A 22,473-nucleotide genomic window follows, 5' to 3' on the forward strand; every position below is an offset into this window, starting at 1 on the left:
CGCGTTCACGCGGCCACCCCCGCCCGGTGGCGCAGCGACAGAGCGAGGTCGACCTCCTCACGCCCGGGGCGTTGGAGCCCCATGACGTCGGCGATGGTCCACGCACAGCGCAGGGTGCGGTCATAGCCGCGCAGGCTGAGCGACCCGCTCTCGAGGGCGCGGTCGAGAGTGGTCGTCGCCGAGCTCGGGAGCCGCCACGGCCGACCGCGCAGGACCGAGCCCGGGACGTCGGCGTTGACCCCGCGACGGCGCTCGAGCACCTCGCGCCAGCGCTCGCCCTGGGCATCGCGGGCCCCGGCCACGCGCGCGGCGACCGACGTCGTGGACTCGCCCGCGGGTGCACCCGCCATCGACAGTCCCGGCGGCTGGACGTGGACCTGCAGGTCGACCCGGTCGAGGAGCGGACCGCTCAGCTTGCCGAAGTAGGAGCGGCGCATGAGGGGCGTGCACGTGCAGTCGAGACCCTTGCCCCACCCGTTGCCGCACGGGCACGGGTTCGCGGCGAGGACGAGCTGGAAGCGGGACGGGAACGTCACAGTCTCCTGGGCGCGGGCGATGGAGACGGACCCGCGCTCGAGCGGCGTGCGCAGCGACTGCAGGACCCCCTTGTCGAACTCGGGGGTCTCGTCGAGGAACAGCACGCCCCGGTGGGCCTGGGTGATGGCTCCGGGCCGGATGTGCCCGCTGCCACCACCGATGACGGCGGCCTGTGACGCACCGTGGTGCGGCGCGACGAACGGCGGTCTCGTGATGAGGCGCACGTCCTCACCGGCGCCGAGCGCACCCAGGACGGAGTGGATCGCCGTGACCTCCATCGACTCGGCCTCGTCGAGGGCCGGCAGCAGACCCGGCAGCCGTTCGGCGAGCATCGTCTTGCCCGCACCGGGTGGACCGGCGAGCAGCAGGTGGTGACCGCCGGCCGCCGCGATCTCGAGGGCGAGCTTGGCGTCGGCCTGGCCGACGACCTCGCTGAGGTCCCGCACCGGCTCGGGAGCCGGCGGCACGACGAGCGGCACCGGGACCTCCTCGACGGCCCGGCCCCTCCCCAGCGCGTCGTAGCGCCGGACGAGCTCGGTCACGTCGGCCACGGGGTGGACTCGGACGTCCGAGACGAGACGGGCCTCGCCGGCGTTGGCGACGGGGACGACGACGTGACGCACCCCGGTCATCGCGGCCGCCCGGACCAGGGGCAGCACGCCGGGGACGGGCCGCACCGTGCCGTCGAGACCCACCTCGCCGATGTGCACGAGGTCGCGCACGACCGCGGGTGGCACCAGTCGCATCGCGGCGGCGACCGCGACGAAGATGGCCAGGTCGAAGCCGGTGCCGATCTTGCGCTCACCAGCGGGCGAGAGGTTGACGGTGACGCGACGCTGGCTGACGGGCATGTCGTCGATGAGGGCGGCAGCGGCCTTGATTCGGTCGGACGACTGCTTGACCGCCGAGTCCCCGAGCCCGCTGATCGCGAAGCCGGGCAGGCCGGGCGTCACGTGCGCCTCGACGTCGACGACGAACCCGTGCACCCCACGCAGCCCGACCGACCGCGTGCGACCGAGGCCGGTGCCCATCAGCACACCCCGCGCAGGTGCTCGAGGCTGGCCCGTCCCGTGCGCGGACGCAGGATCGAGATGACGTCGATGCGTAGCGCGAGCCCGCGCGCGAGCTCGTCGTGCTCGTCGCGCCAGAGCCCGGCCAGTCGCCGCAGCCGGCGCTGCTTGCGCCACGTCACGGCCTCGAACGGCGCCCCGAAGGCCTCGCTCGTCCGGGTCTTGACCTCGCAGACGACGAGCTCGAGGCCGTCGACGGCGACGACGTCGATCTCGCCGCGCGCGCAGCGCCAGTTGCGGTCGATGATCGTCAGGCCCTGAGCGAGCAGGTAGCGGCAGGCGAGCCGTTCGCCGTAGTCGCCGAGGTCGCGGGTGGAGAGGTCCATGACGACCACCCTCCCGGCGCCGACCCGGCGAGGACACCGGTCAGCGTGAGGCTGTGGACGGCATACGCGATCGGCGAGGGGGTGTGGACGGAGCCCGGCGGCTCAGCTGAAGTCGCCGTTCTCCGGGAGCTTGATGTCGGGCTTGGGCAGCTCCTCGACGTTGACGTCCTTGAACGTCACGACCCGCACGTTCTTGACGAACCGTGCCGGCCGGTAGATGTCCCAGACCCACGCGTCGGCCATGGTGACGTCGAAGAAGACCTCACCACCGTCGCTGCGCACCTTCACGTCGACCGAGTTGGCGAGGTAGAAGCGGCGCTCGGTCTCGACGACGTGGGTGAAGAGGCCGACGACGTCGCGGTACTCCTTGTAGAGCTGGAGCTCCATCTCGGTCTCGTACTTCTCGAGATCTTCCGAACTCACCTGATTGCCGTCCCTGTCTGCTCTGCCGTGATGGGCGCCGGAGCGAACGACTCCGTCCCCTCATTCAACACCTCGACCGGCCCGTCGGAGTACACGCCGGGCAGGCGCCACGAGCGGCGGTGCAGCTCGCACGGGCCCAGACGGGCCAGCGCGTCCATGTGCTCGGGTGCGGAGTAGCCCTTGTTGAGCGACCAGCCGTATGCCGGGTGGTCGGCCGAGAGGGCCACCATCATGTCGTCGCGCTCGACCTTGGCCAGCACGCTCGCGGCCGCGACCGACGAACACTTCATGTCAGCCTTGATCATCGTCGTCACCGGCGGCGTCGTCGGTGCGGAGTCGTCGGCGAAGGCGAAGAGTCCCACCTCGGTCGGGGCCGTCAGCCAGTCGTGGTTGCCGTCGAGGATGACGAGGTCCGGCACGACGCCGAGTCCCGCGAGGGCTCGCGTCCCGGCCAGGCGCAGGGCACCCATGATGCCGATCTCGTCGATCTCGTCAGGACTCGCGTGCCCGACGGCGTGGGCCACGGCCCAGCGCTGGATGCGCGGCACGAGGACCGTGCGCGCGCGCTCGGTCAGCAGCTTGGAGTCCTTGACGCCGATGGGCGCCGAGCGCACCGTCTCGTCGATGACGACGATGCCGACGCTGACCGGCCCGGCGAGCGCGCCACGGCCCACCTCGTCCATGCCGGCGAGGAGTCGGTGACCGGATCGCTGCAGCGCGCGCTCGACGCGCAGCGAGGGCTTCTTGGAGGGGGCGGGGCGTGCCATCGTGCTGCTCGAGCGGCTCAGCCCGCCGCGGCCTTCGTCGTCGTGGCGCTCGGCTTGCCGCTCTGGCTGGGGTTGACCGTGGCCTTCTTCGTCGGGGTCGTCGACGGCGTCGTGGGCGTCGGGACCTGCGAGAAGGTGCGCTCGGGGACCCCGAGCCACGTCACGTGGTCGATCGGCCAGACGACGAAGAGGGCGCGACCCACGATCTTGTCCATCGGCACGGAGCCCGTGGCCCCGGTGCCGTCGTCGTGCCAGCGGCTGTCGGAGGAGTCGCTCCGGTGGTCGCCCATGACCCACACGCGCCCGGCGGGGACCGTGATGTCGAACTTCTTGCCCTCGCTGGGGTAGTCGCCGGGCTTGACGTAGGGCTCGGTGATCTCGACCCCGTTGACCTTGAGCTTGCCGGTGTCGCCGTCGGCCTGGACGTGGTCGCCCGGGAGGCCGATGACGCGCTTGATGAGGTGGTTCTCGGAGTCCTCGGGCAGCAGGCCGACGAAGACGAGGGCGTCGTGGAAGGGGCCACCGACGGTGCTGTGCTGCTCACCGAGGTCGCCGAGCCACGGGCTGGGCACGCCCGGGTCCTCGAAGACGACGACGTCGCCGCGCTTGAGGTCGAGCGGCCCGGGTGTCAGCTTGCTGACGATGACGCGGTCGTCCTTGACGAGGGTGTTCTCCATCGACCCGGACGGGATGTAGAAGGCCTGGAAGAGCCACGTCTTGACGACGAAGCTGAGCGCCATCGCGAGGACGACGACGATGACGAGCTCCTTGATGCCGGCGAAGAGAGTCGCGCCGAAACCGCGGGGCTCGTCGTCGTAGTCGTCGTCGAGGGTGTCGTCGTCGAGGTCGCCGTCGGTGTCGTCAGCACTGCGCCCGCGCGTCGGGTCCTCGGGGCGTCCGGTGTACTGCGACATCACTCACCATTTCGTGGGACGGAGGCAATTTGTCCTTGGTCGACCGATCCGAGCCGACCGAGCGGCCAGTATCGCACCCAAACCTTGCCGATGATGTCGTCCCCCGGCACCATGCCGCCACCCGGATCGCCGAGGTGCGCACGCGAGTCGGAGGACGAGCCACGGTTGTCGCCCATGACCCAGAACCGGTCCGCGGGCACCGTCACGTCGAAGGTCAGGGCACTCGGTTTCTGGCCCGGTGCGACGTAGGGCTCGCTGACGGCGACGCCGTTGACCTCGAGCCGTCCGTCGGTCGCACAGCACCGGACCCGGTCGCCCGGCAGGCCGATGATCCGCTTGACGTAGTCGGTCGGCTGGCCCTTGCCGGCGAGGCTCTCGACGGCCTCGACGAGGGTCTGCACGATGCCGCGCTCGGGCACCCGCAGGTTGAACGCCTGGGAGGCGTCGAAGACGATGATGTCGCCACGCTGGAGGTCAGCCGGCGCCGTGGTCCGGCTGACGAGGATCCGGTCGCCGATGAGCAACGTGTCCTGCATCGACTCGCTCGGGATGCCGAAGGGCGTCACGAGGAAGGCCCGGACGACGACGATCGCGAGCAGGAGCAGAGCGGGGCCGAGCAGCCACCGGTGACGTCGCGCGGCGGCATACGCCGCGTGGGGGGGCCGGCGATCGCCGCTCCCTGACGTCGGCGCCGACGTCGCGAGGCTGCCCGGACGCGACGAAGGCGCGGCGGACCCCGTCTCTGGGGACGTACCGGATCGTTCCGGAACGGCCCGCTCGGGGTCCACCGCGCCTCGCGTTACTCGACGGACGTCTGCGTCAGCAGGTCGTCAGCTCTTGGCGCCGGTCTTGGCCGGGATGCTGTCGCGCTTCTCGCGGATCTTGGCAGCCTTGCCGCGCAGACCGCGCAGGTAGTAGAGCTTCGCGCGGCGGACGTCACCGCGGGTCACGACCTCGATCTTGTCGATGACGGGGGTGTGCACCGGGAAGGTGCGCTCGACGCCGACACCGAAGGAGATCTTGCGGACCGTGAAGGTCTCGCCGATGCCGCCGCCGTGGCGACGGATGACGATGCCCTGGAACACCTGGACACGCGAGCGCGTGCCCTCGATGACCTTGACGTGGACCTTGAGGGTGTCGCCGGCGCGGAAGTCGGGAACGTCCGAGCGCAGCGATGCCGCGTTGATGTCGTCAAACGTGTGCATGATGCTTCGCTTTCCTGGGTGCCACAGGCCACCTCGTCACAAAGGTGTGGGTCGCGTCCGTCGGGCCGCGTCGAGTCACCGGTGGATCTGGTCGAACAGGTGGTGACCCGACTCCCCCTGTGGCAGGGGCCGTCGTGTGCCGGACGCAAGGAGCAAGTCTGCCAGAGCACACGGCATACCAGAAATCGGCAGAGGTCGGCCCCGCCCGTCGGTGCCCTAGCGTGGCCCCGTGGACGTCTCCCCCGGCTGGCCCGTGTACCTCTGTCTCGTCGTCCTGCTCGTCGTGACGCTGCTCGCCAACCGGCTGAGCGGCGTGGGTCTCGGACGCCAGTCGGCGATCGCCGGCGCCCGGGCGGTCGTCCAGCTCTCCCTCGTGGCCCTCGTCATCACCGCCGTGGTCGGGTCGCTGTGGCTGTCGTTCCTCGCCGTGGGCGCCATGTTCGCGACGGCGGTGGCGACGACGTCCAAGCGGGTCGGTGCGCCACGCACGTGGCCGTGGGCCGCGGCGGCGATGGCCTGTGGCGTCGTGCCCGTCGTCGCCATCGTGCTCGCCACCGGCGCGGTCCCGCTGACGGGGATCGCCGTGATCCCGGTCGCGGGCATCGTCATCGGCAACACGATGACGGTCCACACGCTCGTCGGGCGGCGGACCTTCGCCGCCCTGCGCGAGGAGCACGGGCAGTACGAGGCGTCGCTGTCGCTCGGGCTCACCTCGAGCCAGGCGATCGACGAGATCATCGCCCGACGGGTGCCCGAGGGCATCGTCCCGAGCCTCGACCAGGTGCGCACGTCGGGCATCGTCACGCTGCCCGGCGCCTTCATCGGCGTCATGCTCGGTGGCGGCAGCGCCGTCCAGGCCGCCACGGCCCAGGTGCTCGTCCTCTTCGCCATCATGGCGACGCAGTCGATCACGGCCGGGGTGCAGGCGGCGCTGATCCGCCGGCGCCTCCTGCTGCCCGCCGACCTCGGCGTGGCCCTCGTCTCCTGACGCGGCCCCGCCGTCAGCGGCGGCGCTTGACGAGGGTGACCGCGCCCGGGATCGGCGCGGCCGTGTCGACGAGGCGGTAGCCGGCCTTCTTGTACATCCGTAGGTTGTCGGTGCTCCGCGCGCCCGTGTGCAGCGTCAACGTGCGTATGCCGTCCGGCGCCGTCGACTCGGCGTGCTCGAGGAGGCGTCGGCCGAGTCCACGACCCTGCAGGTCGGGAACGACGCAGAGGCGCCCGACGAACCAGTCGTCCTCGGACGCGCCCGCGCTCGTGCGGACGGCTCCGACGAGGCGGCCGCCGCCGCGTGCGACCCACGTCTGCGTCGTGTCGAGGCTCGCCCGGACGTCGTCGAGGCTCTCGTGCAGGGCCGGGATGTCGAGCGTGTCGTTGGCGACGGCCTCCTGGACCCAGCAGGCGCGCATGAGCACGGCGAGCTCCGGCACGTCGCCCGGCGTCGCGGCACTGATGACGACGTCACCGCCGTCGGGGGCGGCGTGCGAGGCGTGGAGCAGGTCGGGCCGACGCGCCGCGGTGCGGGCGAGCCGCTGCTCGTGGCGCCAGGCGGCGATGGCGCCGTGGTTGCCCGAGAGGAGGACCGGCGGGACGTCGCGGCCGTTCCACGAGGCGGGCTTGGTGTAGATGGGGTACTCGAGCAGCCCGTCCTCGTGCGACTCCTCGACGAGCGACTCGGCGTTGCCGATGACGCCGGGGACGAGGCGACCGACGGCCTCGACCATGGCGAGGACGGCCACCTCGCCGCCGTTGAGGACGTAGTCGCCGAGGCTCACGACCGACACCTCGAGCCCGAGGTCCTCGCGGGCGTGGTCGTAGACGCGCTCGTCGATGCCCTCGTAGCGTCCACACGCGAACGCGAGCCACGGCTCGTCGGCGAGCTCGCGGGCGAGCGCCTGCGTGAACGGCTGGCCGCCGGGCCCGGGGACGATCAGCCGGGGCTTCGCCTGCGACGGGTTGTCCTGTGCGAGAACGTGGTCGAGCGCCTCGGACCAGGGTTGGGCCTTCATGACCATGCCGGCTCCCCCGCCGTACGGGGTGTCGTCGACGCTGCGGTGCCGGTCGTGCGTGAAGTCGCGCAGGTCGTGGACGCGGACGTCGAGGAGGCCGTCCTCACGCGCCTTGCCGATGAGCGACAGGTCGAGCGGGGCGAGGTAGTCGGGGAAGATCGAGACGACGTCGACGCGCAGGGCCGGACGCGGGTCGGGCACGGTCACTCGGTGCCCTCGCGGTAGAGGTCGAAGAGACCCGGCGGCGGGTCGACGACGACGTGGTCCTCGGCGACGACGGGCACGATGCGCTTGACGAACGGGACGTAGGCCGTGACGCCGTCGGTGAGGGTGAGCACGAGCCGGTCCTGCGCGGGACCGATCTCGAGGCCGCTCACGGTTCCGACCTTCTCGCCGCTCAGGTCGCGGGCCTCGAGCCCGACGAGGTCCTCCTCGTAGAAGGCCTCGTCCTCGACCTGGGGGTTCGACTCGGGCAGCACGAGCCGCGCGCCGCGCAGGCTCTCGGCGCCGCTGCGGTCGGGGATCTCCTCGAAGGTGATGAGCCAGATGCCGCGGTGCACGCGCGTCGACGCGATGGTCAGCGCGGTGGGCACACCGGATCCCGGTTCGGCCTCGGTCTCGATGACGGTGCCGACCGCGAAGCGGGTCTCGGGGTCGTCCGTGTGCAGCTGGACGGTCACCTCTCCACGCAGACCGTGGGGCTTGCCGATGCGGGCGAGGACGACGTTCATGGGCCGAATCCTCTCAGGTTTGGGGGCGGTCGGAGACCGGTGCGCGAAGGTCGGGCGCGGGGACGCGAGAGGGGCGCCCCGGTGGTCCGGGACGCCCCTCTCGGTGACTCTGTCAGAGTCGGCGCTCAGCGCACGCGGTCGGTGTCGACGATGTCGACGCGCACGTTGTTGTTGCCCGCGAGGGCGCCGACGACGGTGCGCAGCGCGCTCGCCGTGCGGCCGGAGCGGCCGATGACGCGGCCGAGGTCGTCGGGGTGGACCCGGACCTCGAGCAGCTCACCGCGGCGCAGCTCCTTGCGGACCACGACGACGTCCTCGTCGTGGTCGACGATGCCCTTGACGAGGTGCTCGAGCGCCTCCTCGAGCATGCTCAGGCCTCGGCCTTCGCGGCGTCGTCGCCGGCAGCCTCGGCCGGAGCCTCGGTCGCCTCGTCGGCCTTGGGCTCCTCGGCCTTGGGCTCGTCGGCCTTGGCCTCAGCCTTGGGCTCGGTCTTCTTGGCGGCCTTCTTGCGCGGCGTCGGGCCGTCGGTGCCGGCGTCGTTCTTGCCGCCGGCAGCGGCGATCGCGGCCTCGTAGAGGTCCTTCTTCGGGGTCTTCGGCTGCTTGGTCTGGAGCTTGCCCTCGTCGACGATCTTGATGAGCGCCGCGACGGCCTCGGTCGGCTGCGCGCCCTGGCCGAGCCAGTAGTGCGCGCGCTCGATGTCGATGTCGATGAGCGACGGCTGCTCGGTGGGGTGGTACTTGCCGATCTCCTCGATGGCACGGCCGTCGCGCTTGGTGCGCGAGTCCATGACGACGACGCGGTAGAACGGAGCACGGATCTTGCCCATGCGCTTCAGACGGATCTTGACTGCCATGGTGGCGGTCTCCTCAACCAGTAGTGAGCGCGGCGAGACCGGCTGGGTTCAGCCGGGGTGCCGACGCTCGGTGTGTAGGCGTCCGGTCCAGCCAGGAGCGGCCGGACGGGTACAGCCCTCCATTCTGCCAGACCCCGAGGGGTGCTCCGGACACGCACCCCCGCGGTGAGCGAGCGAGCGAGCCGTCCACCCCAGGGCGTATGCCGTCCGCGCCCTCAGGCGTGGGCCGCGCGGACCGCGAGGGCGTGACGCACGACCTCGCGACGGGACACGTCGGTGGCGCCCTCGAGGACCGGCACCCGGGAGGGCTCGAAGCCCGCGCGGGCCAGGCCCATCCGCAGCTCCGGCCCGCCGAGCCGGCACTCGACGACCCCGCCGACGGGCGAGACGCGGAGCAGCTCGAAGAGGGTCGCCGCGCTCTCGACCATGGACGAGGAGAAGAGCGGGATGCCGAGCTCGGCTGCCAGGGCCGAGGCGAGGCTCGTGCCGCCGTAGGCGCCGAAGGCCGTGGACCCCGAACCGCTCACCACGCAGGCGATGCGGCGGTGGCCGTGCGGGCGGTAGGGCACGGCCGGCCAGTCGGTCGACAGCAGGGTGAACCGGTCGTGGTCGCGCCAGTCCCGGCGCCCGTCGATGCCGGGAAGGTGCAGGAAGTCGCGCGCGAAGCCCTCGTGGACGAAGCCGAGCGACCGCACGAGCCCGGCGGACCGGTGGTTGGCCGGCTGGATGTTCGCCTCGACGCGGTGCAGGCCCATCCCGTGCGGCTGGTCGGCGAAGACGAGGTCGAGCGTGAGGCGCAGCCCCTCGACGAAGAGCCCGCGGCCGGCATACGGGTCGTAGGCGTCGTAGCCCACGGTCGCGCTGCGGAAGGCCCCCTCGACGACGTTCGCGACGTTGATCCGCCCGACGAGGCCGTGCGAGCCCTCGGGGTCGAGCGCGTGCACCATGAAGGTGCGGTAGGTCGGCGACTGGCTGTCGATGACGACCGGGAGGTTGTGCGGGTTCGGCATCGCGAAGTCCGCGAGGCGTCGCTCCGAGAGGGTCACGGCCGCGGCATACGGCTCGATGTCGGCCGTCGACGGGGGACGCACCTCGACGCGCTCGCCCACGGCGCTGAGCGGCGGCTCGTCGGCGGCGGGCTCGGGCAGGTGCTCAGACGACAACGCGACCTCGCAGCACGACACCCCGTGGGTCGCCGACGACGGTGACGTCGGCGATCGGGTCGGCGGCGTAGACGACGAGGTCGGCGTCCTCCCCCTCGACGATGCCGGGGCGTCCCAGCCACTCGCGCGCACCCCACGTCGCGGCCGCGACGACCTCGGCGTTCGTGAGGCCCGCCTTCGTCAGCTCGACCATCTCCTGCGCGACGAGGCCGTGCGGGAGGCTGCCACCGGCGTCGGTGCCGACGTAGATCGGCACCCCGGCTTCGTGGGCCGCGCCGACCGTGGCGTGGCGACGCTCGTGCAGGTCGAGCATGTGGCGGTGGTAGTCGGGGAACTTCTCCTTGGCCGGCTCCGCGAGGTCGGGGAACTGCGCGATGTTGACGAGGGTCGGCACGATGGCGATGCCCTGGGCGGCGAAGGTGTCGATGGAGTCCTCGCGCAGGCCGGTCGCGTGCTCGATGCAGTCGATCCCGGCGGCGGCGAGGTCGCGCAGGGACTCCTCGCCGAAGCAGTGCGCCGTGACGCGGACCCCCTCCTGGTGCGCGGCCGCGACCGCGTCGGCGACGGCCTGTCGCGACCAGCTCGGCGCGAGGTCGCCGACGTCGCGGTCGATCCAGTCGCCGACGAGCTTGACCCACCCGTCGCCGCGGTGCGCCTCGAGCCGGACGTGGCGGACGAGCTCGTCCTCCTCGACCTCGTGGGCGTAGTTGCGGATGTAGCGCCGGGTGCGGGCGATGTGGCGGCCGGCGCGGATGATCTTGGGCAGGTCGTCGCGATCGTCGACCCAGTGCGTGTCTCCGGGCTGCCCCGCGTCGCGGATGAGCAGCGTGCCGCGGTCACGGTCGGTGAGCGCCTGCTGCTCGGCCTCCTCGCGCGGCACGCCACCGTGCGGCCCCAGACCGACGTGGCAGTGCGCGTCGACGAGGCCCGGCAGCACCCAGCCCTCGAGCGTCTGCACGTCGGTTCCGTCGCTCGGTGGCGTGAACGACACCCGTCCCCCGATGACCCACAGCTCGTCGACGACGTCGTCGGGACCGACGAGCACCCGACCGCGGACGTGGAGCACCGGTGCACTCATGGCACCGACCCTAACCTCCGTCGCGCGCCAGATCCGTGAGGACGTCCGCCCAGTGCGCCAGGAGCGTCGCGAGGTGTCCGGCGCCCTCCCGGACGACGAGCCGCGACGTCGGCAGGTGGGCGTGGAGCCACTGCCCGTGCTCGAGGCCGACCGTCCGGTCACGGTCGCCGTACCAGAGGTGGACCGGGGCGCGGACGTCCCCGAGGTCGACGTCCCAGCCGGCCGTGAAGGCGAGCGCGTCCCGCGACACCCCGCGGTAGGACGGCACCCCGGGGCGGCCGCTGCCGGTCCACGGCTCGAGGATCTCGGGCGACACGAAGCCGCCCACGCGGACCTTCGCGCGATCACCCGGTCCGCTCCCCCGTCCGCCGCCGGTCATCGCATCGTCCTGGAGGGCGACCGCCGCGTCGAGGTCCCCGGCGAGCGCCGCGCGGACCGCGGGGTCGTCGGCCGCGGACGGGTCGAGCTCGAGCAGTGGCCCGACCCCGGCGACGACCCCGACCACGCGCACGCGGTCGGGCAGGACGGCTGCGGCCGCGACGGCATACGGCCCTCCCCCGGAGACGCCGAGCACCGCGAAGGCGTCGATCCCGAGCGCGTCCGCGACCGAGCCGGCGTCCGACCCGACGGAGGTCAGCGTCGTGGGCCCGTCCGTCGAACCGCCGTAGCCCGGACGGGAGAACGCGACCAGCCGGACGCCCGCGCGAGAGGCTGCGCCGTCGCCGAGCGCGGCCTGCAGCCGCCCGCCCGGGGTGCCGTGGAAGAAGACGAGCGGGGCGCCCTGCGGGTCACCGCCGTGCCACACGTCGAGACGCCGCCCGTCGGGCAGCCGCACCCGCGAGCGTCCGTCGGTGGTGACCACGCATCGAGCGTATGCCGCCCGGCGGGCACCGTCACGGGCGTCGGGTCCCGCTCCAGCCGGCTTGCGGCTTGGACGGCTCAGGCGATCGAGGCCACGACGATGAGCGACACGGCGAGCTGCACGGCAGCGGCCACGATGGAGGCGGGGTGGAAGTCGCGCTGCGTCACGAGCTCGGCCATGTCGCCGGGGGTCACGAGGTCGAGGAGCCGGAAGGCGAGCGCCTGGAGCACGACGCCGAGCAGGCCGAAGACGACCGACCAGCCGAGCGCCACACCCAGCGAGCCGGTGCCGTTGGTCCAGATGGCCGCGAAGACGACGAGCCCGAGACCGAGGAGGCCGGCCGCCAGGACGATCGCGGCGTTGACGGACCGCTCGGTCCAGATGTGCGAGCCCAGGTGGCCCGGCGTCACGAGGTCGAGCGCGGCGTAGCCGAGCCCGAGGACGGCGATGCCGACGGCGGCGTAGACGAGGGCGTATCCGGTGTGGACGAGCAGGTCCATGCAGGCTCCAGGTGTGAGTGGGGTGGCGGGTGTCGCGGCGGGGTCGGCGGCGGTCAGGGCTCGGCGACCCAGGAGGCCACCTGCTCCGGGGTCGAGCGCGGGGTGAGCATCCGGTGCGGCACGAACCGGGCGCCGGTGTTGGTCACGAGGTTGGTCGACTCGCGGATGCCGAGTCCCGCGGGCTTGCCGTCGACGACCCACGTGCCGAGCACCGGCCGGTTGCCCTCGAAGTCGGGCAGCGGCACGTACTGCTGGTAGACGCGCTGCTGGCCCTGGGTCCGCAGCCGCGGCGAGCGCTCGACGCCGTCGGGTCCGACGACGTCGACGCCGTCCCCCTCCCAGCCGAAGAGCGGCTTCGACACGTAGGCGGACATGCCGTGGGCATGGTCGAAGTACGCCGGCAGCAGGTTGGGGTGGCCGGGGAACATCTCCCACAGCACCGGCAGCAGGGCCTTGGAGCCGGCGAGGAGCTTCCACGGCGGCTCGATCCACTGCGTCGTCGACGAGCCGCCGAGCAGGTAGCCACCGAACGGCGAGCCGAGCATCCACTCGGTCGGGTACATCTTGAAACAGTGCGTGATCGGCTGGCCGTGCACGTCGACGAAACGGCGCTGCCCGTGGTGCCAGCCGATGTCCTCCATCGTGATGCCGAGCGCGACGAGGCCGGCCTCCTGCGCCGTGTCGCGCAGGTAGGCGACCGTCGCCCAGTCCTCGGTCGGCTCGTCCTGCCCGACGGCGAAGTGGACGACCTCGACCCCGCTGCGCGCCTTCATCCGGTGCCAGCCCTCGACGAGGCGCTCGTGGAGCAGGTTCCACTGGTCGTGGCCCGGGTGCAGGTCCTCGAGCCAGAACCACTGGGTCACAGCGGCCTCGACGAGCCCGGCCGGGGTGTCGGCGTTGTACTCGAGCAGCCTCGGCGGTCCGTCGCCGTCCCAGGCGAGGTCGAACCGGCCGTAGACCGAGGTCGCGTCGGGGTCGGACAGGGACGCCGCGAGCCAGGCACCGGCTCCGTCGGGCAGGCCGTGCCGGGCGATGACCTCCGGGTCGTGGGCCATCCGGTGCACCGCCGCGACGGTCATCCGGTGAAGATCACCGGTGGCCCGCTCGAGCACCTCCACATCGGCCTCGGTCAGCTCGTAGCAGGCGGTCTCGTCCCAGTACGGGACGGCGGCGCCGTCGGCCGCGCGGTCGACGGCATACGACAGCCCCTGCTGCTCGACGGTGTCCAGCCAGCCGTCACGCGGGGTGCTCGGGACGCGGTCCACGCTCAGCCGCCCACGGAGAAACCGTGCCCGGAGAAGCCGCCACGGGTCACGACCCCACCCTCGGCCCTGAACCCCGTCCCCCACGACTTCGACGACGGCGGGGCGGTGTACGAGCCGCCGGCCACGTGCGCGCCGATGGCCGGCGCTGCGACGCCACGAGGCACGAAGTACCAGCCGTGACCACCATGGAAGCCGGCGGTGTGGTGGTCGTCGCACCGCTCGTCGGCGATGCGCGTCTGGGTGGCCTCGTCGACGCAGACCCCGGCGTAGTCGTGGTCGTCGTCCTGCGCCGCGGCATAGATGCCGAGCGAGGCGAGCGCGACCGCACCGACGGTGACGGCGGCGGACTTGCGGGTCATGGGCATGCGGGTACGCGTCTCCTCAGGCTCCGGGGTCGTCCAGACGACTCGCCAGGACGCGCCTCCGACGCCTCACGGACGTCGTCGGATCCCTCGGCCGGCGCAGAATCTTCCGGGATTGACGAACCTGCCGAGCCGGCGTGGACGCTGCGCTCGCGCGTGCTCGTCCGTCGGTCGCGGGTCGTGACCGGTCAGCGACCGCCGAGGAACTTCTCGAAGCCCTTGGGCAGGTTCGACGGGTCGAAGCCGGCCAGCGGGTCCTCCTCGGCTGCACCGGCGCCGTTGGCGCCGGTCGCACCCGGCGCACCGAAGGCGCTGGCCGCAGACGCGGCACGCCCGGAGGCGGCCTTCTCCGCGGCGGCCCGCTCCTCGGCGGCGCGCTTGGCCGGGTTGCCGCTCTTGCTCTTCTTGCGCTGCGGCTGCTGCTGCTTGCCGCGCTTGCCCGTGCCGGGGATGCCGGGCATGCCCGGCAGGCCACCCCCGCCGCCGCGCGCCATCGACTTCATCATCTTCTGGGCCTGGCCGAAGCGCTCGAGGAGCTGGTTGACCTCGGTGACGGTGACGCCGGAGCCCTTGGCGATGCGGGCGCGGCGCGAGCCGTTGATCTGCTTGGGGTGGGTGCGCTCGAAGGGCGTCATCGAGCGGACCATGGCCTCGACGCGGTCGAACTCACGGTCGTCGAAGGCGTCGAGCTGGTCACGCATCCCCTGCATGCCCGGCATCATCTTGAGCATCGACTTGAGCGAGCCCATCTTCTTGATGGCGTTCATCTGCGAGAGGAAGTCCTCGAAGGTGAAGTCCTCCTCCGCGAGGAACTTGCGGGCCATCTCGTCGGCCTCGCGCCTGTCGAACGCGCGCTCGGCCTGCTCGATGAGCGTCAGGACGTCACCCATGTCGAGGATGCGGCTCGCCATGCGGTCGGGGTGGAAGACCTCGACGTCGGTGACCTTCTCACCGGTCGAGGCGAACATGATGGGCTCGCCGGTGATCTCGGCGACCGACAGGGCCGCACCACCGCGGGCGTCGCCGTCGAGCTTGGACAGGACGACACCGGTGAAGGCGACGCCCTCGTGGAAGGCCTGGGCGGTCTCGACGGCCGCCTGGCCGATCATCGCGTCGATGACGAAGAGGACCTCGTCGGGCGAGATGGCCTCCCGGATGTCGGACGCCTGCTGCATGAGGTTGGCGTCGACGGCGAGACGGCCGGCGGTGTCGACGATGACGACGTCGTACTGCTTGGCGCGGGCCTGCTCGATGCCCATCCGCGACACGGTGACGGGGTCGCCGAACGACCGGGTGCCCTCGCCGGAGTCGAGGACCGCGTCGTGGCCGCCCATGTTGCCGCGCTCGGGAGCGAAGACGGGGACACCGGCGCGCTCGCCGACGACCTCGAGCTGGGTGACGGCGTTGGGGCGCTGGAGGTCGGCGGCGACGAGGAGGGGCGTGTGGCCCTGGTCCTTGAGCCACTTGCCGAGCTTGCCGGCGAACGTCGTCTTGCCGGAGCCCTGGAGGCCGGCGAGCATGATGACCGTCGGCGGCTGCTTGGCGAAGCGGATGGTCCGCGTCTGCCCGCCGAGGATGGCGACGAGCTCCTCCTGCACGATCTTGACGACCTGCTGGGCGGGGTTGAGCGCCTGGCTGACCTCGGCGCCGAGGGCGCGCTCGCGCACCGAGTGGGTGAACCGCTTGACGACAGGCAGGGCGACGTCGGCGTCGAGCAGGGCGAGGCGGATGTCGCGGATCGTCGCGTTGACGTCGGACTCCGTGAGCCGGCCCTTGCCGCGGAGGTTCTTGAACGTCGCGGTCAGGCGGTCAGACAGGGATGCAAACACCCGGCAAGGTTATCCGCTCCGCCGACCACTTCCGACTCGGCCGGCTCCCGCGGGCCCGAGGGCGTATGCCGCCGCGTAGGGTCGCGCACGTGAGTGACCCCAGCGCCCAGCCCCCGTTCATCGACAAGATCGCGTGGATCCACCTCGAGGAACGCCGGCTCCTCACGGCCCGCAACGCCGGGCGGGACCGCTTCTACCTGCCGGGTGGCAAGCGCGAGCCGGGCGAGAGCGACCTCGAGACGCTGGTCCGCGAGCTCGACGAGGAGCTCGCGGTGGCCGTCGACCCGGCGACCGCGGCGCACGTCGGAACGTTCGAGGCGCTCGCCGATGCCCGCACGGACGGGCTCGTCGTGCGCCTCACCTGCTACACGGCGACGCACACGGGCGAGCTCGTGCCGTCTCGGGAGATCGACGAGATCGCCTGGCTGACGGCGGGCGACGGCGACCGGGTGTCGGCCGTCGACCGGCTCGTCCTCGACCACCTCCACGACGCGGGCCTGCTCGACTGACGGGTCGACCGACAGGACGTTCGCGCGCGGCCGTGCTCGGTCGGTCGCCGGAGACGCCGTCCGTCCGGTTGGTTGACCCGTCGGGTCAGTCGGCGTCGCAGGTGTCGATGATCATCGCGACGGCCTGGGCGGCCCGGGCGGGGGCGAGCTGGCCTCCGCCGAACTCGGTGACGTAGAACGTGTCGAGCGTCTGGCCGGCATACGTCGCGATGTGCGCGGAGCGCACCGACAACGACGCCCGGGCGAGCGTGATGCCGATGTCCTGGAGCAGTCCGGGACGGTCGGTCGCGCGGACCTCGACCACGGTCGCGCTGTCGGACGCGCTGCTGATGACCATCGCGCGCGTCGAGTCGACGGAGCCCGAGCCGGGGCTGCGCACCCCGCTCGACTTGCGCCGCTGGAGCTTGCCGAGGGGCGAGCGGTCCCCCTTGGCGACGCGGACGAGGTCGCGCGAGATGACCTCGGGAAGCGGTGTCTCGCTGCCCGGTGAGTCGACCCACCACTCGTTGACGGCGAGGCCGTCGATGGTGCGGACGATGGCCGAGCGCACGACGAAGCCGTGCGCTGCGAGCAGCCCGGCCGTGTCGGCGAAGAGGCCGGCACGGTCGCGGTCGATGATGTCGATGCGGTGGGCGCCACCGAGGGATGACACGGTGACGTAGGGCTCTCCGGACGCGATGCGGTCGAGCGCGTCGTCGGAGAGCGGCAGGGTCTCGATCGGTTCCACGACGAGAGGCCCCTCTCCTGGGGTCTGGGTGGTCAGGGCGGTGCGGCAGGCCTGGTAGAGGCGCTGGACGAGACCGGCGCGCCAGTCGCTCCAGGCCTTGGGGCCGGCGGCGGACGCGTCCGCCTCGGTGAGGGCGCGCAGCAGGTCGAGGGTCATGGCGGACCCGTCGACGGCCTCGGAGAGCGCGGCGATGGTGGCCGGGTCCTCGGGGTCGCGGCGGGTCGCGAGGTCGACGAGCGTGAGGTGCTCGCGCACGAGCCGCACGACGGTCCGGCGGTCGGCGTCGGTGACGCCCATCCGCTGCAGCACCGTGTCGGCGAGCTCGGCCCCGGTGACGCTGTGGTCCTGCGACCCCGGCACCTTGCCGATGTCGTGGAGCACCGCGGCGAGCATGAGCAGGTCGGGCCGCGCGACGTCGCGGACCATGCCGCTCGCCGCCACGACGGTCTCGATGAGGTGGCGGTCGACCGTGTGCCGGTGCACGGCGTTGCGCTGCGGACGGCTGCGCACCGCCTTCCACTCCGGGATCCACCGCTCGATGACGCCCGCGAGATCGAGGCCCTCCCACACGGTGACGAGCCCGGGGCCCGACGCGAGCAGGTCGGCGAAGAGGTTGCGGGCGACCTCCGGCCAGGGCTCCGGCAGGACCGGAGCGGTGGCGGCGAGGTTCTTCAGCGTCGTGGGCGAGAGGGGTATGCCGCCCCGCGCGGCCACGACGGCGGCGCGCAGCGGGATGATCGGGTCGGACGAGAGGTCGGCGGACGGTCCGAGGACGGCCTCGCCGTCGTGCCGGTAGAGGCCGTAGCCGAGCGGTGCCAGCTGCGGACGACGGGGGCCGACGCGCAGGGTGCGGGCGCGCTGGGACTGCATGGCCCGGCGCAGGGTGCCGTCGACGGCATACGCGATGGTGCGTGCCGACGTCGAGAGGTCGGTGAGGAGGTCGTCGGCGTCGGTGTAGCCGAGCAGCGCGGCGCACGCGTCCTGGTCGTCACGGGTGAGCCGGTCCCTCCCCCGCCCGGTGACGACGTGGATGGCGTCACGCACGTCGAGGATGCGCTCGTAGGCCTCGTCGACCTCGCCGTGCGGCCGGTCGGTCAGCCAGGCCGCGGTGAGCGCCCGCAGCACCGACATGTCACGGAGGCCGCCGTGGGCCTCCTTGAGGTCCGGCTCGATGAGGTGGGCGAGGTCGCCCTGGCGGGCGTGGCGCTGGATCACCGACTCGTGCATCTCACCGAGCCGGGTGCGGGCGTTGGCCCTCCAGTCGTGCGCCACGGTGGACCGGGCCGCGTTGACGACGTCGGCATCACCGGCCACGTGCGTGAGGTCGAGCAGCCCGACCGCCGCGGAGAGGTCGTCGGACGCGACGGCCCGGCACTCGGCCACGGTGCGGACACTGTGGTCGAGCCGGACCCCGGCGTCCCAGATCGGGTACCAGAGCTTGTCGGCGAAGGCGCCGACCTCCTTGCCCGACAGGCCTCGTGGGTGGTGGACGAGGACCAGGTCGTAGTCGCTGAGCGGTCCGCCGTCGCCGCGGGCGAGCGAGCCGACCGCTGCGAGGGCGACTCCTTCGTGCCGACGCCCCGCGCACGCCTCGCGCCAGAGCTCCTGGAGCCACCCGAACCCGAACTCCGCGAGCGCCCGGCGGCGGGTCTGGCCCGCGCCGGGCGTCGCGAAGGTTCGGGTGCCGGCGAGGTCGAGACGTCGTGAGGTCACATCCGTCATGTCAGGTCTCGCCGTCCCCTTGAGTTGCGTGTGGTGTTTCTTCGGTGCTGCGGGCGGACCGCCGACGCTCAGAGAGCGTCGACGCCCCGCTCGCCGGTGCGGACCCGCACGACCTCCTCGACCGGGACGGACCAGATCTTGCCGTCACCGATGCGACCGGTCTGGGCCGCCTTGAGGATGACCTCGAGGACGTCCGCGGAGTCGACGTCGTCGACGAGGACCTCCAGGCGCACCTTCGGCACGAAGTCGACGGTGTACTCGGCGCCGCGGTAGACCTCGCTGTGGCCGCGCTGGCGGCCGTAGCCGCTGGCCTCGCTGATGGTCATGCCGGCCACCCCGAAGGCCTCCAGGGCCTCCTTCACCTCGTCGAGCTGGTGGGGCTTGATGATGGCGGTGATGAGCTTCATGCGGAGGCCTCTTCCTTGGGCGCCTTCTCGGCGGACGGGGCGGGTGCGGTGGCGGTGGCGGTTTGGCCGGCGACGACACCGGTGCGGGACCCACCGAAGGAACCGAAGTCGTACCCGGTCTCAGCGTGCTGGGCGAGGTCGATACCGCTGGTCTCCTCCTCCGGCGTCACGCGGAAGCCGATCGTCTTGTGGAGGGCGAGACCGATGAGGTAGGTGACCACGAAGGAGAACACCATGACGACGAGCGCTCCCTCGAGCTGGGCGACGAGCTGCGAGCCGCCACCGCCGTAGAAGAGTCCCTCGTTGACGTCGAGCCCGGCAGCACCGGTCGGGCTGCCCTTGGTGGCGAGGAAGCCGATGAGCAGGGTGCCGATGAGACCACCGACGAGGTGGACGCCGACGACGTCGAGGCTGTCGTCGAAGCCGAGCTTGAACTTCAGGCCGACCGCCAGCGCACAGCCGACACCGGCGACGAGACCCACGACGAGGGCACCGATGGGCGAGACCGTGGCACAGGCCGGGGTGATGGCGACGAGGCCGGCGACGACACCGGAGGCCGCACCGAGCGAGGTCGCGTGACCGTCGCGCAGCTTCTCCGTGAGGAGCCAGCCGAGCATGGCGGTCGCGGTGGCGGCGAGGGTGTTGACCCAGACGCCGGCAGCCTGGACACCGGCGCCGAGCGCCGAACCGGCGTTGAAGCCGAACCAGCCGAACCAGAGGATGCCCGCGCCGATCATGACGAGGGTCAGGTTGTGGGGACGCATCGGGTCACGCTTGAAACCGATGCGCTTGCCGAGGACGAGCGCGAGGGCGAGGCCCGCCGCTCCGGCGTTGATGTGGATGGCCGTGCCACCCGCGAAGTCGTAGGCGCCGGCGCCGCCGAGGAAGAGGCCGTCGGCCTTGTTGGCGATCCAGCCGCCCGTCTCCGCCGCGTAGCCGCTGAAGGCGAACACCCAGTGGGCGGCCGGGAAGTAGACGAGGGTGGCCCAGACGACCGTGAAGATCGTCCACGTGCTGAACTTCGCACGGTCGGCGATGGCGCCCGAGACGAGGGCCACGGCGATGATCGCGAAGACGACCTGGAAGGCGACGAAGGCGGTCGCGGGGATGCCGCCGGCCGCTGCCGTGCCCGCCGCGGCGTCAGCCGGGACGTAGCCGTAGATCTGGTCGATGACGCCACTCAGGCCGAAGTGCGTGAAGGGGTTGCCCATGAGGCCGCCGCCGATGTCGGGGCCGAACGTCTGGCTGTAGCCCCAGAGGATCCACACCGTGCCGACCGTGCCCATCGTGATGAACGACATCATCATCATGTTGAGGACGCTCTTGGTGCGAACCATGCCGCCGTAGAAGAGGGCGAGACCGGGGGTCATGAACAGGACCAGGGCGGCCGCTGCGAGGACCCACGCGGTGTTCCCGCTGTCGGTGAACGGCGCGTCTGCCGTCACGAAGGTAAGTGCGCTCATGGCGAGAACGATGGACGGGCCGGATGTCGGGCGACCGCGTCGTTTGTTACAGCCGTGTCAACAACCGGCGGAGGGTGTTAGCGGATGGTTTCCCCCACCGTGGCCGTCCGGATCGTGGACTCCCCCGTTCGTCCACCGGACGCCACGAGCACGTATGCCGTCCGGCACACGTGCTCGTGAGTCGTCGCCCGGGAGCGCGCGTCGTCACATGACGATGGCGTCGACGAAGGCCTCGGGGTCGAAGGGGGCGAGGTCGTCGGGGCCCTCGCCGAGGCCGACGAGCTTGACCGGGACACCGAGCTGGCGCTGGACCGCGACGACGATGCCGCCTTTGGCGGTGCCGTCGAGCTTGGTCAGCACGATGCCCGTCACGTCGACCGCCTCGGAGAAGACCTTGGCCTGCTGGAGTCCGTTCTGCCCGGTCGTCGCGTCGAGGACGAGGAGCACCTCGTCGATGGGGCTCTGCTTCTCGATGACGCGCTTGACCTTGCCGAGCTCGTCCATGAGGCCGACCTTGTTGTGGAGGCGTCCGGCGGTGTCGATGATGACGACGTCGACCTCCTCCTCGATGCCGGCCTTGACGGCGTCGAAGGCGACAGCGGCGGGGTCGGCACCGTCCTTGTCGGAGCGCACGGTGGCGACGCCGACGCGGGCCCCCCACGTCTCGAGCTGGTCGGCGGCCGCGGCGCGGAAGGTGTCGGCCGCGCCGAGCAGGACCTCACGGTCCTCGGCGACGAGGACGCGGGCCAGCTTGCCCACGGTCGTCGTCTTGCCGGTGCCGTTGACGCCCACGACGAGGATGACGGCGGGTCGGTCGCCGATGCGGCTGCTCGCGATGCGGCGGTCCATGTCGGGCTGGACGAGGGCGAGGAGGTCGTCACGGAGCCAGCCACGCACCGTGGCCTCGTCGGTGGTGCCGTCGATCTTGACGCGGGTGCGCAGCGAGTCGACGAGCTCGGTCGTGGCCTCGACGCCGAGGTCGGAGGAGATGAGGGTGTCCTCGACCTCTTCCCAGGCCTCCTCGTCGAGCTTGCCGCGGGAGAGCAGGGCGAGCAGTCCCTGACCGATGGAGGAGTTGGACCGGGCCAGACGCGCCCGCAGGCGCTGCAGGCGACCCCGTGCGGACTCCGGTCGCTCGAGGGTCGGCTCGGGGGCGGGAGTCGGAACCGGCGCCGTGGGGGCCTCGGGCTGGAGCGTCGTGGTCGCGGGCGGGCCTGCGGGCGGAGCGACGGTGTCGGTCGAGTCGGTGGGCGGCCGGCGGTCGAGGTCCTCACCCGGCAGCCCCGGGCGGGCCGGTGGGGCCTCGCGCTCGATGGTGCGGCCGCGACCGCGAACGAGGCTGACGCCGTAGGCGACCGCGCCGACGAGGATGGCGACGCCGATGATGACGTATGTCCAGACAGTGTCCACGTCAGCCATCCAACCACGCTGGCGACGCGGTCCCGGACGTCGCGACCAGGGGCTCGAGCACTGCGTCGGAGGGGCCGGACACGGCTCGGCCACCGGGGGTGCCGGTGGCCGAGGAGGGCTGGGCAGGCGGTCGAGCGCGGCTAGTGCGTGCGGGCGCGCGGACGACCGAGGGTGCCCGCGCGGCGACGTGCCGAGCGTGCGACCCCTTCCCCCTTGGCGGTGAGCAGGTCCCGGCCGCCACGGTGCGCAGGCACCGCGACGACGCCGACGACCGCCACAGCGAGCACGGTGACGACGAGCATCGAGATGACCAGGTAAACCATGTGACAAGAGTGACG

At 72.1% G+C, this 22,473-nt stretch carries 25 protein-coding genes; 2 read left to right on the forward strand and 23 right to left on the reverse strand.

Features of this window, described 5'->3' with window-relative positions:
* Window positions 1-5: 5 nt before the first annotated feature.
* From H283_RS0106740 to rplS, 7 genes are all read right to left on the reverse strand, one after another.
* Complete coding sequence (locus H283_RS0106740; protein WP_020142754.1) at window positions 6-1,568, reverse strand: YifB family Mg chelatase-like AAA ATPase; 1,563 nt, start codon at window positions 1,566-1,568, stop codon at window positions 6-8.
* Window positions 1,568-1,933 (reverse strand): YraN family protein, encoded by a 366-nt coding sequence (locus tag H283_RS0106745; protein ID WP_028785385.1) that lies wholly within the window; start codon window positions 1,931-1,933, stop codon window positions 1,568-1,570. The genes H283_RS0106740 and H283_RS0106745 overlap by 1 nt, the downstream gene beginning before the upstream one ends.
* Window positions 1,934-2,035: 102 nt before the next feature.
* The gene (locus H283_RS0106750; protein ID WP_028785386.1) at window positions 2,036-2,356 is read right to left on the reverse strand and encodes a DUF2469 domain-containing protein; all 321 of its coding nucleotides are present in this window, start codon (window positions 2,354-2,356) and stop codon (window positions 2,036-2,038) included.
* Window positions 2,353-3,123: a ribonuclease HII gene (locus H283_RS0106755; protein WP_020142757.1), complete on the reverse strand. Its 771-nt coding sequence runs from the start codon at window positions 3,121-3,123 to the stop codon at window positions 2,353-2,355. The genes H283_RS0106750 and H283_RS0106755 overlap by 4 nt, the downstream gene beginning before the upstream one ends.
* A gap of 17 nt (window positions 3,124-3,140) precedes the next feature.
* A complete protein-coding gene (gene lepB / locus H283_RS0106760; protein WP_020142758.1) occupies window positions 3,141-4,037 on the reverse strand; it encodes a signal peptidase I in 897 nt (298 codons plus the stop codon).
* Window positions 4,037-4,825, reverse strand: coding sequence for a signal peptidase I (gene lepB / locus H283_RS0106765; protein WP_020142759.1), 789 nt, complete (start codon window positions 4,823-4,825; stop codon window positions 4,037-4,039). Before lepB (H283_RS0106765) ends, lepB (H283_RS0106760) begins: the two co-directional genes overlap by 1 nt.
* A gap of 42 nt (window positions 4,826-4,867) precedes the next feature.
* Window positions 4,868-5,242, reverse strand: a complete 375-nt coding sequence (gene rplS / locus H283_RS0106770) for a 50S ribosomal protein L19 (RefSeq protein ID WP_020142760.1) — start codon at window positions 5,240-5,242, stop codon at window positions 4,868-4,870.
* 229 nt (window positions 5,243-5,471) lie between these two features.
* Between rplS and H283_RS0106775 the strand changes: the two genes are divergently transcribed.
* Window positions 5,472-6,230, forward strand: coding sequence for an ABC transporter permease (locus tag H283_RS0106775; RefSeq protein WP_020142761.1), 759 nt, complete (start codon window positions 5,472-5,474; stop codon window positions 6,228-6,230).
* Window positions 6,231-6,243: 13 nt separating this feature from the next.
* On the opposite strand, the gene trmD is transcribed toward H283_RS0106775, so the two are convergent.
* From trmD to ffh, 11 genes are all read right to left on the reverse strand, one after another.
* Entirely contained in the window at window positions 6,244-7,458 is a 1,215-nt protein-coding gene (gene trmD, locus H283_RS0106780) for a tRNA (guanosine(37)-N1)-methyltransferase TrmD (protein ID WP_020142762.1), read from the reverse strand.
* Window positions 7,455-7,982 (reverse strand): ribosome maturation factor RimM, encoded by a 528-nt coding sequence (gene rimM, locus H283_RS0106785; RefSeq protein WP_020142763.1) that lies wholly within the window; start codon window positions 7,980-7,982, stop codon window positions 7,455-7,457. The genes trmD and rimM overlap by 4 nt, the downstream gene beginning before the upstream one ends.
* Window positions 7,983-8,107: 125 nt before the next feature.
* Window positions 8,108-8,350: an RNA-binding protein gene (locus H283_RS0106790; protein ID WP_020142764.1), complete on the reverse strand. Its 243-nt coding sequence runs from the start codon at window positions 8,348-8,350 to the stop codon at window positions 8,108-8,110.
* Between the two features lie 2 nt (window positions 8,351-8,352).
* Window positions 8,353-8,838 carry a 30S ribosomal protein S16 gene (gene rpsP / locus H283_RS0106795; RefSeq protein ID WP_020142765.1) on the reverse strand — a complete coding sequence of 162 codons (486 nt, stop codon included), beginning with the start codon at window positions 8,836-8,838 and terminating at the stop codon, window positions 8,353-8,355.
* 215 nt (window positions 8,839-9,053) lie between these two features.
* Window positions 9,054-10,001 (reverse strand): GNAT family N-acetyltransferase, encoded by a 948-nt coding sequence (locus tag H283_RS0106800; protein WP_231372236.1) that lies wholly within the window; start codon window positions 9,999-10,001, stop codon window positions 9,054-9,056.
* Window positions 9,991-11,079, reverse strand: a complete 1,089-nt coding sequence (locus H283_RS0106805; RefSeq protein WP_043648555.1) for an amidohydrolase family protein — start codon at window positions 11,077-11,079, stop codon at window positions 9,991-9,993. Before H283_RS0106805 ends, H283_RS0106800 begins: the two co-directional genes overlap by 11 nt.
* A 10-nt stretch (window positions 11,080-11,089) precedes the next feature.
* Complete coding sequence (locus H283_RS0106810; RefSeq protein ID WP_020142768.1) at window positions 11,090-11,941, reverse strand: alpha/beta fold hydrolase; 852 nt, start codon at window positions 11,939-11,941, stop codon at window positions 11,090-11,092.
* Window positions 11,942-12,018: 77 nt separating this feature from the next.
* Complete coding sequence (locus H283_RS0106815; protein WP_020142769.1) at window positions 12,019-12,441, reverse strand: DUF350 domain-containing protein; 423 nt, start codon at window positions 12,439-12,441, stop codon at window positions 12,019-12,021.
* Window positions 12,442-12,494: 53 nt separating this feature from the next.
* The gene (locus tag H283_RS24270; protein ID WP_020142770.1) at window positions 12,495-13,706 is read right to left on the reverse strand and encodes a glutathionylspermidine synthase family protein; all 1,212 of its coding nucleotides are present in this window, start codon (window positions 13,704-13,706) and stop codon (window positions 12,495-12,497) included.
* Between the two features lie 2 nt (window positions 13,707-13,708).
* Entirely contained in the window at window positions 13,709-14,065 is a 357-nt protein-coding gene (locus H283_RS24275; protein ID WP_156023033.1) for a hypothetical protein, read from the reverse strand.
* A 191-nt stretch (window positions 14,066-14,256) separates the two neighbouring features.
* The gene (gene ffh / locus H283_RS0106830) at window positions 14,257-15,897 is read right to left on the reverse strand and encodes a signal recognition particle protein (RefSeq protein ID WP_020142772.1); all 1,641 of its coding nucleotides are present in this window, start codon (window positions 15,895-15,897) and stop codon (window positions 14,257-14,259) included.
* An 89-nt stretch (window positions 15,898-15,986) separates the two neighbouring features.
* Here ffh and H283_RS0106835 point away from each other — a divergent pair, with 89 nt between their 5' ends.
* Window positions 15,987-16,406, forward strand: a complete 420-nt coding sequence (locus H283_RS0106835) for an NUDIX domain-containing protein (protein ID WP_020142773.1) — start codon at window positions 15,987-15,989, stop codon at window positions 16,404-16,406.
* 85 nt (window positions 16,407-16,491) lie between these two features.
* On the opposite strand, the gene H283_RS0106840 is transcribed toward H283_RS0106835, so the two are convergent.
* The 5 genes from H283_RS0106840 to H283_RS24285 all read right to left on the reverse strand — a co-directional run bounded on the left by H283_RS0106840 (window position 16,492) and on the right by H283_RS24285 (window position 22,458).
* Window positions 16,492-18,855 carry a [protein-PII] uridylyltransferase gene (locus H283_RS0106840; protein ID WP_043648558.1) on the reverse strand — a complete coding sequence of 788 codons (2,364 nt, stop codon included), beginning with the start codon at window positions 18,853-18,855 and terminating at the stop codon, window positions 16,492-16,494.
* A gap of 68 nt (window positions 18,856-18,923) precedes the next feature.
* Window positions 18,924-19,262, reverse strand: coding sequence for a P-II family nitrogen regulator (locus tag H283_RS0106845; protein WP_020142775.1), 339 nt, complete (start codon window positions 19,260-19,262; stop codon window positions 18,924-18,926).
* Window positions 19,259-20,725 (reverse strand): ammonium transporter, encoded by a 1,467-nt coding sequence (locus tag H283_RS24280; protein ID WP_051103556.1) that lies wholly within the window; start codon window positions 20,723-20,725, stop codon window positions 19,259-19,261. Before H283_RS24280 ends, H283_RS0106845 begins: the two co-directional genes overlap by 4 nt.
* Before the next feature lie 204 nt (window positions 20,726-20,929).
* Window positions 20,930-22,144: a signal recognition particle-docking protein FtsY gene (gene ftsY, locus H283_RS0106855; RefSeq protein ID WP_020142777.1), complete on the reverse strand. Its 1,215-nt coding sequence runs from the start codon at window positions 22,142-22,144 to the stop codon at window positions 20,930-20,932.
* 131 nt (window positions 22,145-22,275) lie between these two features.
* Window positions 22,276-22,458 carry a hypothetical protein gene (locus tag H283_RS24285; RefSeq protein WP_020142778.1) on the reverse strand — a complete coding sequence of 61 codons (183 nt, stop codon included), beginning with the start codon at window positions 22,456-22,458 and terminating at the stop codon, window positions 22,276-22,278.
* Window positions 22,459-22,473 lie beyond the last annotated feature (15 nt).

This window comes from Terracoccus sp. 273MFTsu3.1 (assembly GCF_000383675.1).
Lineage (GTDB): Bacteria > Actinomycetota > Actinomycetes > Actinomycetales > Dermatophilaceae > Terrabacter.